The organism is Moraxella sp. (genome assembly GCF_024227015.1).
GTDB lineage: Bacteria > Pseudomonadota > Gammaproteobacteria > Pseudomonadales > Moraxellaceae > Moraxella.
Genome location: NZ_JAAELD010000402.1, coordinates 1 through 9,639, shown reverse-complemented (window position 1 = coordinate 9,639; position 9,639 = coordinate 1). Strand labels below are relative to the sequence as shown.

Below are 9,639 nucleotides of genomic sequence, written 5' to 3'. Positions count from 1 at the left end.
TGGGGTTTGTCTTAACTATTGGCTATTTTTGAGGGGTGTCATGCCGGATACTCCCCAGTAGCCTTTGGGTAGGCGGCTGCCGCGGCTGGCACGCTTACCCATGTAGGTGGCGATGTCGGCAGGTTTTAGGGTGAGTGTGCGTTTGCCTGCATTGATAGCTAAGCTGTCAGATGCTGCGAGACTAACTAGACTAATCAGCGTTTCGCCGTCCTTATCTTTTAGGTTGATGATTTTATTGCCTTTGCCTTTGTTTAGGCTTGGCAGATCAGACAATTCAAAAACCAATAAATAACCTGCATCTGTCAAGGCAGCGACTAAAGTATCATCATCCCCAACTGTGCTAACGGGCAAAAACGCAGAATCGTTGAGGTTGATGATGGCTTTACCTGCTTTTTGATTGGTCTCAAAATTGGCATATTGACCCACGAAGCCATAACCAGACGAGCTTGCCAGAAGTACTTTGCTATCCTTATCGCCGAACAGGACTTGCTCGATTTTTGCGCCTGCGGGTGGGTTTAGCATGCTGGTAATCGGCTCTCCTTGTCCGCGAGCAGATGGTAGGTTGATAGGATCCAAGGCATAACTTCGGCCTGTGTTGTCCAGCAGGATCAGCTTGTCGTTGGATTTGCCTTGAGCGTGTGCCAGATATTCATCGCCCGATCGGTAATTCATTGCGGCGGCGTCTACGTCATGGCCTTTTGCCATGCGGATCCAGCCTGCCTTTGATAGCACTACGGTTACTGCCTCACTAGGCACCAGATCTGATGCTTTGATGGCGGCAGCTTCATCGCGCACGACCACAGGCGACATGCGTTCATCGCCATGAGCTTTCATGTCGGCGGTCAGCTCATCGATCAGTAGGGCGGTTAGGCTGTCGGGATTGGCAAGACGTTCAGCGATGGCGGCACGTTCAGCTTCTAGTGCATCTCGTTCGGCATTTAATTCGATTTCTTCAAGTTTTGCCAATTGGCGTAACTTGATGTCAAGAATGGCATCAGCCTGAATGTCCGTCAGTCCAAATCGACTCATCAGCTCAAGCTTGGGATCGTCTTCATTTCTAATGATGGCGATGACTTCATCGATATTGAGGTAGGCAACGAGCAAACCTGCCAAAATATGCAAGCGCTTATCAATTTTATCCAGACGATGCTGCAAGCGGCGAATGACCACACCACGGCGACTATCTAGCCATTCTGATAGGATTTCTTTTAGGTTTTTGACTTGTGGCTTGCCATTCATGCCAATCATGTTCATGTTCACGCGATATGACGTCTCAAGGTCGGTCATGGCGAACAGGTGATTCATGATTTTATCAAGATCTAATTTGCCTTTTTTGAATTCTAGTACGATGCGACAGGCGTTCTCATGGTCGGATTCGTCGTTGATGTCGTTAAGCCAAGGCAGCTTTTTGTCAAGCATGAGTTTGGCAATCTGCTCGATGACTTTATTGCCAGAGACTTGATAGGGCAGCGCATCGATGATGACCGTGTTTTTGTCGTTTTTATCCAGATGATAGGTGGCGCGCATCTTGTAGCTGCCGCGACCAGTCTCGTACATATTGATAAGCTCATCTTGGGGGGTGATGATCTCAGCCTTGGTGGGCAGGTCTGGCGCAGGCAAAGTCTTGCATAGCTCGCGTACGGACATGGCTGGGTTTTTGAGTAGCTTAACGCACGCTTTGACCGTCTCGGTGAGATTGTGCGGTGGGATGTCGGTCGCCATACCAACCGCGATGCCTGTGGTGCCATTTAGTAGGATGTTCGGCAGGCGCGCAGGCAGGGTGGCGGGCTCCTTTAATGAGCCATCAAAATTATCTACCCAATCCACGGTGCCTTGCTCAAGCTCGGCGAGTAGCGTATTGGCATAATTGCTCATCTTGGCTTCGGTGTATCGCATTGCGGCGAAGGATTTTGGGTCGTCAGGAGAGCCCCAGTTGCCCTGCCCGAAGATGAGCGGATAGCGATAGCTAAAAGGTTGCGCCATCAGCACCATCGCCTCATAACAGGCAAAATCGCCATGCGGGTGGTATTTACCCAATACGTCACCCACGGTACGGGCAGATTTTTTGGGTTTGGCGGAATGCTTAAGACCAAGCTCGCTCATGGCGTAGACGATGCGGCGCTGAACCGGCTTTAGACCGTCTGCGATATGAGGTAGGGCTCGATCCATGATGACGTACATGGCGTAATTAAGATACGCCGATTCGGTAAATTCGGCGATCGAGCGGGTGTCAAAAGAAGACTGTGGGTTATCTGTCATAATAAAATAGCGGTCATCAAACTTGAAATAACCGCCATTTTATCAAACTTTATCGCAATTTGCTGTAGTCAAACATGAAACTTTTAAATTAGATCAAGATGTCATCAAGCCCGCGCCATTTATCCTGACGGTGCGCGCTTTCCCAGAACAGCCATTCTAACTTGGCGGCATAAGTATAAGCTTCGCGCATTTTATCTAGTGTATCTTGATCGGCACGCTCAGCGACTTTATCCACGACGTCGATGACTTTTTGGACGGCGGTGTGAAACTCTTCACCAGCGTAGGTGTCGATCCATGCTTGGTAAGGGTTATTCGGAGCCGACTTATCATAGATGTCTTGACCGACTTTGGCATAAATCCAAAAGCACGGCAGCAGACTTGCCAATACCACAGGGTAGCTGTCAGCATAGGCGCTAGCCAAGAGATAAGATGTGTAATGATGGCACGCTAGGGTCAGCGGTGTGTCCATGAAGTCAGCTTGGCTGATGCCAAACTCCTGCATAAAGCCGTCATGCAGCGAGCGCTCCACAACGATGGCAACTTTGGCGGCTTCTGTAAATAAAATCACGTCGTCAGCATCATATGCCTTAGCCGCGCAGATTGCCAAGGCGCGCCCATAGGCCAGCAGATAATGCGCATCTTGGATGACATAATGGGTAAAGGCGTCTTTGGACAGCGTGCCTGCTGCCAGCTCTTGATTGAATGGTAGATTTAAGGTGGCTTCGTAGAGTTTTTGGTTTTCTTGCCAAAGAATCTGACTAAACTTGCTCATAATCAATCCTTAATTCACTGTTAATCAGGTAATAAAAAAGCCAAGATAACTTGGCTTTGGGGTTAATTTTGGGATTCAAATGCGGCCTCTAGTCGCTTGGCAAGCTGCACATCGCGGTGACGTACCGCGCCGCGTTCTATTTTGCCGATCCGAACATTGACGGTTGTGTAGTGGTTCTGCCATTCTGGATAATGCTCAAGCTCTTGAGCGTAGAATGATGCTTTCACTAAAAAAGCCACCACAGACGCAAAGTCATTAAATTCGTAAGTGCGCACTAGGCTGCTACCATCCTGCTGCCAAGCCGGTAGGCCGTCTAATTGCAGGGCGGTTTGTTCAAGAGTAAGACTGCTCATGGTTGTCCTTTTGATATCAAAATATTGGCTAGTTTAGCATATTTATTATTAAATGCTAGCGATTTTTATGTGATAATTTTTCATGTCATTGTGTGCAATGTACTGTCTTTTAAATAGCCATTTTGGTTGGGTTGGCGTTTAATCATTAGCAGATGCGAACACATGGGTTTAGCCTAGCTGATGCTTGAGATGGCAAAACAACATCGCCGTCATCAGTGCATCATTCATTGAGTCGTGCGCTGGTAAGATGGGGATGCCATAAGCACCCAAAAGCTCGCTTAGATGGCGCTTGTCGATGGGGATGTCGCTATTTTTATTGGTTTTTTGGCGAAGCTTGACATCAAGTGTAGAGACATCGATGAGCGCGTTAGGTAGCTTGGTACCGATTTTTGGTTTGATGAGTGTATTTAAGAACGCAATGTCCATGTTCACATAGAACCCAACCACAGGGCGCGAACCGATGAATGGCAGTAGCCGATCTAACATGTCGCTATAGCTTGTGCCATTTTCAAGATCCATGGGTCGCAGCCCGTGAATGACGATGCTGTCTGTATCGGGCATGATGGGTGGACGACAGACGATAGACAGGGGGTTTGCGGTGTCGATGATGTAGCCTGTAGCGTCTTTTGCTATCTTTACTGCACCTATGCTTAGAATGTGGTCGGTCTTGGGATCTAGCCCTGTTAATTCCAGATCAAGGCACACCCATTCATCAAGAGGCGCTGGCTCGAACAAGTAGCTGTACTTGGTGTCGGTGAGCTTGGTCTGTTGGTTCTTATTAAAAAGATCTTTTATGAAATCAAACATCATCACCCCACAAACACATCAAGGCGATAATGACGCGTGATGAATCCTTTGAAATACTTCACCACCGCAAGGCTTTCTTTGAGTAGGTCGCGCTCGAGTGCTGATAGCGTATTTGGATTGACTTTGCGCGCGGATTTGTCGTCTGTGATGAGCGCGACTTCTAGGCGTTTTAATAAGAAGAAATCCAGCGCTTCGGTGATGTTCTGCGCACTCTTATCATCGATGACTTTAAGGTCAGCGAGCTGCTTTAGGCGCAGGCGTGTGCTGGTTTCACTGATGCCGTATTCTAGAGCAAGCGTGCGTACCCCATGCGTGATGGGGAAGATGCCGGCTTTTTTGAGGTCGACGTCGCTATCAAGTCCGCCTGTGAATTTTTGCCAAAAGCCTTCTGTGGTGGCGACCTGAATTGTCGGCGCAGCGAAGCGGTTGATGAAATTGGCGGATTTCACGGCTGGGGAGGTGATGGCTTTTTGCCAATGTGATTTTAAGTCTTGTAATAATGAGGCATCGCCGCAGACAGGATGAGCATCGACGAGTGTTGCCACATTGACCATGGCTTCACCACCTGTGGCGATCAGCCAGCTGTTAATTTGTGCCTGAAATTCACTCAAAGAGCGCCGCCACTGAGCATTATTGATCATGATTTGCCCATCGCAATAAGGGTAGCCAAGTTCATACAGTGCATCATTGAAGGCTTGGGCGTAGCTGGGTAGATTGTCATCATAAAAGCCATCTCGGATGATCAGCGCGTTATCCTGGTCGGTGCGCATGACTTGCTCGCCGCGCCCTTCAGAACCCATGACGATCAGACAGGTGTTACTAACGACATCAGCTGGTGCGATGAGCTGCCAGACTTTGGCAAAGACGTGCGCGTTTAGGCTCTGAACGATGCGCCCGATGAGATGGATTTTCATGCCGTTTTGGGATTGGTGACGGATGAATTTACCGATCATGTCCACACCCACTGCTACATCATCTAAATTCTGCGCTTGGTCGATGCGCTGTGTGATGAGCTGGGATTGGTTGCTAAGATAGTTAAGTAGTTCGGTCTGTCCGATCACGCCCACGATGTCGCCTGCGCTATTCACAATTGGCAGGCGATGCACGCGCTTATCGAGCATCGTGATCAGCGCCTCGCTAAGGTCATGGCTCTCGTGGATGTTATGCAACTGAAACTGGCTGTATGCGCGAACCGGCACCGTGTGAAAATCAGTCCTGTCAGTGATGGCGCGGCAGACGTCCGTCTGTGTGAACATGCCCACGCCTTTGGCAGAGCGCACCAGCACATGCTTGGCATCCAGCTCAGTCATGCGCGCTGTCGCCTCATAGAGCGTGGCGTCATCATCGACGAAGTTCGGCGAGCGGATGTGATTGCCGATGCTTTTTACCGCGTGATAGAGCATCTGTTGGTTTTGATGATGGGCTTGGCGCATGTCTTGGTGGGATTTGCGCGCAGATAAGTCAGCAAATAGCTGAGTCCTAAGCTCATCATTGCCATCGCTGATGGAGATGAGAGTCTTCCCATCGATGCGGTATAGTAGGCTTTGTTCTTGAGTTTTGACATCAAAAGATGTGCCGTCCTTATCTTTGAGATTGAACCAATCCCCTGCCTTTAAGCCGGCCATGAGCTCGCCATTTTGGTGTTGGGTGAGCTTGCCTTTAATGACAATAAAAAAATCATCACGCCAATCATCCGGCAAATCGGTATTCTCAGGCAGATAGGTGATTTTGCTGGCTTGCGACAGCGTCTTTCTCTCGGCGTCCTTGAGTACATCAAAGGGCGGCGTGAATAGATGATTAAGCGCGTGATTCATGATACATCCTTGTATTCTGGATTGATTAAGCGAGCAGATGCTGATACTCAGGCCGTCTGTTGATGTAGCTGGCGACGAATGAGCAGCTTGGCACGACCTTTTTGTTATGCTCATTGGCGTAATCGAGCGCATGCTTAACCAGTGCCGTCCCTAGCCCGCGACCGCCCAGCTCTTTGGGGACGATGGTGTGGTTGTAGTTTAGTGTGGTGTCATCCATAACTTCATAGCTTAAAAAGCCCGTGTGTCCGTCAATGGTGGTCTCAAAGCGCTGAGTGGTAGGGTTGTGGGTGATGTCGGTCATGAGATTGTCCTTGTTAGTGTTGTTTTGCTTTATCATAAAGAAAATCAAGACAGTTGTAAATGGATTTTTTTGGGTTGGGCTTTGTTATACTTTGAATTTATTTAATTGCCAATAAATAAGCCATGACCGCCTTTACCCTTATCATCTTAACCTTTATCGTCGCCAGTATCTTTCATGGACTCACAGGCATTGGTGTAACGCTCATCGCCACCACCGCTTTGGCAAGTAGCTATCCGATGTCGCACGTTTTGGTGCTGACAGTCATCCCTTGTTTGATTATCAATTTGGTGGTGTTTTTGGACGGTGGGCGGATTGTTTATTATCTCAAAAAGTATTGGCTCCTTGTGCTGACAAGCTTTATCGGTAGCTATATCGGCACCAAACTTGTCTTTATCATTGCGTCTCACCATCTCTTGATTGCGTTGGGGCTACTCATTGTCGGTTATGTCGTTATGCAGTTTGTGGCGATGAGCGTGGGCAAAAATTTTAAACTGCCCAACACCACCTCAAGCCTTGTGATAAGCGGTACGATTGCAGGGGTGTTGGGCGGAGCCACCAACGCCATGTCGCCCCTGCTGGTGATGTATCTGCTCTCCGCCACCGAGCACACCGATGACCCAAAAACCGAGCTCATCAACGCAAGCAACCTATGCTATGTCGTTGGCAAAATCGCTCAGCTTATCGTCTTGTGGCAGGCTCTGACCGCCTTGCCCAAAACTGACTGGCTTATGATTGGCGTGGCAAGTGTGGTGTCGGTGGTGTTTTTGTATTTGGGATTTTATTTTAGGGATAAAATCTCGCAAGCCATGTTTAAAAAAATCGTGCTTGTCATTTTGCTGATATTGGGCGTGCGGGCGTTGATAAAGGGGTTTGGGGTTTAGCAATGATAAATAAAAATATGACAAAGTATCCGACCAAACAAGTTATCATTAGCTATCTGGTATTAGGCGGAGTGGTTGGAAGTTTTTTGATATTGCCATTTGTCATGACTTTAATTGGTGGGGTGTCATCAGTCATTTTAGCCAAATTTATTTTACCAAAATCTTAACGCAACAAACTTGCCCCACCGCCCAAAGCATGCGATAATATCTAGTTAAATTAGCGAAAGTTTGGCAAGTTCTACATCAGACCAATTTTTAAAAATTATCTTTTAATTCAAGGATTTATATGGCTCAATATATTTACACCATGAACAAGGTGTCCAAAATTGTTCCGCCTAAGCGCGAAATTTTAAAAGACATCTCATTGTCTTTTTTCCCAGGGGCGAAAATTGGCGTGCTGGGGCTAAACGGTGCAGGTAAATCCACCCTGCTTCGTATCATGGCAGGCGTGGATACCGAATTTAGCGGGGAGGCTCGTCCGCAAGCGGGCATTAAAGTGGGCTATCTACCCCAAGAACCCCAACTTGACCCCACCAAAGACGTGCGTGGCAACGTAGAAGACGGCGTGCGTGAAGCCCTTGATGCCCTAGAACGCCTTAACCAAATCTATGCCGAATATGCCGAGCCTGATGCCGATTTTGATAAATTGGCTGCCGAGCAAGGCAAAATGGAAGACATCATTCAGGCGTGGGACGCTCACAACCTAAACACCCAACTTGAAAAGGCGGCGGACGCACTTCGCTTGCCACCGTGGGATGCTGACGTGTCTAAGCTGTCAGGGGGCGAAAAACGCCGTGTTGCCCTGTGCCGTCTTTTGCTGTCCAACCCTGATATGCTCCTGCTTGACGAGCCGACCAACCACTTGGATGCAGAATCCGTGGCGTGGCTAGAACGTTTCTTAAAAGACTACTCTGGCACGATTGTGGCGATTACCCACGACCGTTATTTCCTTGACAATGTCGCCGAGTGGATTTTGGAGCTTGACCGTGGCTATGGCTACCCCTACCAAGGCAACTACACCGAGTGGCTTGAACAAAAGAACAAACGCCTAGAACAAGAGCAAAAGCAAGAAGAAGCCTTTGCTAAGGCTCTAAAACAAGAACTAGAATGGGTTCGTAAAAACCAAAAAGGTCAGCAAGCCAAATCCAAATCTCGTCTGGAACGCTTTGAAGAGATGAACTCTCGTGAGTTCCAACAACGAAACGAAACGGCGGAAATCTACATTCCACCAGGACCGAGACTTGGCAACAAAGTCATTGAAGTTAAAGGCATTTCTAAATCCTTTGACGGAAGACTTTTGTATGAAAACCTATCCTTTACCGTGCCACCAATGGCGATTGTTGGGATTGTCGGGCCAAACGGTGCAGGTAAAACGACCTTGTTTAATATGATTACCGGCAAAGACAAGCCTGATACTGGCACGGTAGAAGTGGGCGAGAGCGTGAAAGTCGCCTATGTGGGGCAGGTCAGAGATGAGCTTGATGACAACAAAACCGTGTGGGAAGAAGTCTCGGACGGGCTTGATATGATTACCGTGGGTGAGTATACCACGCCAAGCCGTGCCTATATCGGACGCTTTAACTTTAAGGGTCAAGACCAGCAAAAACGTGTGGGTAGCTTGTCAGGCGGTGAGCGTAACCGCTTGCAACTTGCCAAAACCCTAAAACAAGGGGCGAACGTTATCCTGCTTGACGAACCGTCCAACGACCTTGACGTGGAGACCTTGCGTGCCTTAGAAGATGCGGTGCAGGTGTTCCCTGGTACGGTCATGGTGGTGTCGCACGACCGCTGGTTCTTGGACCGTATTTGTACGCACATTTTGTCGTTTGAAAACGAAACGCCAGAGTTCTTTGACGGTAACTACACCGAATACGAAAAATGGCGTAAAGATCGACTTGGGGCAGATGCCACGCCTAAGCGTATGAAGTATAAGAAGATTGGGGGTTGATTTAAAAGCCCAGGCAATTTCAATTGCTTGGGCTTTATTTATGAATAATTGAGGAATTTATCATGTATATTTTTAATAAATCAAAACCTACTAGTGCTAATGAAATTCAGAAAAAGCTAGAGGAAATTGAAGCTGAGCAAAAATCTCACAATGAGCATATTGATAATATCATTGCTCGCCTTGATACAATTCTAAAAAAATCCAAAGAAATTAATCAAAGACTGGCGAAAAATAAAAAATAGTATTGGTAGTGGAGTAGTTATCTTGAATAAGAATGAGCAAGAACGGCAGGACTCAAAAAATATTCATCAAGTACTAGATGAAATAGAAGTCAATCTATCTCAAATCAATCCAGCCTTAGATGATTTGGCAGAGCGTATCCGTAAGCCTAAGAATGAACTTGAAGAAATTGCCGATGGGTTGGCTGGTAGTCAAAATTCTAAAGATTCTTTAGTGGGCAATCCATCCAAGTGGTTGGGATTGTTTGTAAAAAACACTAGCTTG

10 protein-coding genes are annotated in these 9,639 nt (G+C 47.7%); 4 read left to right on the top strand and 6 right to left on the bottom strand.

The window, feature by feature from the left end; translation table 11 throughout:
* Nucleotides 1–15 precede the first annotated feature (15 nt).
* From parC to GY683_RS09375, 6 genes are all read right to left on the bottom strand, one after another.
* Nucleotides 16–2,259, bottom strand: coding sequence for a DNA topoisomerase IV subunit A (gene parC / locus GY683_RS09400; RefSeq protein WP_297288478.1), 2,244 nt, complete (start codon nucleotides 2,257–2,259; stop codon nucleotides 16–18).
* 88 nt (nucleotides 2,260–2,347) lie between these two features.
* Nucleotides 2,348–3,031 carry a thiaminase II gene (gene tenA / locus GY683_RS09395; RefSeq protein ID WP_297288477.1) on the bottom strand — a complete coding sequence of 228 codons (684 nt, stop codon included), beginning with the start codon at nucleotides 3,029–3,031 and terminating at the stop codon, nucleotides 2,348–2,350.
* A gap of 62 nt (nucleotides 3,032–3,093) precedes the next feature.
* On the bottom strand, nucleotides 3,094–3,384 hold the full coding sequence (locus tag GY683_RS09390; protein ID WP_297288476.1) for a 4a-hydroxytetrahydrobiopterin dehydratase: 291 nt from the start codon (nucleotides 3,382–3,384) through the stop codon (nucleotides 3,094–3,096).
* Nucleotides 3,385–3,552: 168 nt separating this feature from the next.
* Nucleotides 3,553–4,191, bottom strand: coding sequence for a 3'-5' exonuclease (locus GY683_RS09385; protein WP_297288475.1), 639 nt, complete (start codon nucleotides 4,189–4,191; stop codon nucleotides 3,553–3,555).
* A gap of 2 nt (nucleotides 4,192–4,193) precedes the next feature.
* A complete protein-coding gene (locus tag GY683_RS09380; RefSeq protein WP_297288474.1) occupies nucleotides 4,194–6,005 on the bottom strand; it encodes a DUF294 nucleotidyltransferase-like domain-containing protein in 1,812 nt (603 codons plus the stop codon).
* Between the two features lie 25 nt (nucleotides 6,006–6,030).
* Complete coding sequence (locus tag GY683_RS09375) at nucleotides 6,031–6,306, bottom strand: GNAT family N-acetyltransferase (RefSeq protein WP_297288473.1); 276 nt, start codon at nucleotides 6,304–6,306, stop codon at nucleotides 6,031–6,033.
* Nucleotides 6,307–6,428: 122 nt separating this feature from the next.
* On the opposite strand from GY683_RS09375, the gene GY683_RS09370 reads away from it, so the two are divergent.
* The 4 genes from GY683_RS09370 to GY683_RS09355 form a co-directional block, all read left to right on the top strand.
* Nucleotides 6,429–7,187 (top strand): sulfite exporter TauE/SafE family protein, encoded by a 759-nt coding sequence (locus GY683_RS09370; RefSeq protein WP_297288472.1) that lies wholly within the window; start codon nucleotides 6,429–6,431, stop codon nucleotides 7,185–7,187.
* Between the two features lie 286 nt (nucleotides 7,188–7,473).
* On the top strand, nucleotides 7,474–9,135 hold the full coding sequence (ettA, locus tag GY683_RS09365) for an energy-dependent translational throttle protein EttA (RefSeq protein WP_297288471.1): 1,662 nt from the start codon (nucleotides 7,474–7,476) through the stop codon (nucleotides 9,133–9,135).
* A 62-nt stretch (nucleotides 9,136–9,197) separates the two neighbouring features.
* The gene (locus tag GY683_RS09360; RefSeq protein ID WP_297288470.1) at nucleotides 9,198–9,377 is read left to right on the top strand and encodes a hypothetical protein; all 180 of its coding nucleotides are present in this window, start codon (nucleotides 9,198–9,200) and stop codon (nucleotides 9,375–9,377) included.
* A 22-nt stretch (nucleotides 9,378–9,399) separates the two neighbouring features.
* Nucleotides 9,400–9,639: hypothetical protein (locus GY683_RS09355; protein WP_297288469.1), on the top strand; the 240-nt coding region annotated here is incomplete at its 3' end.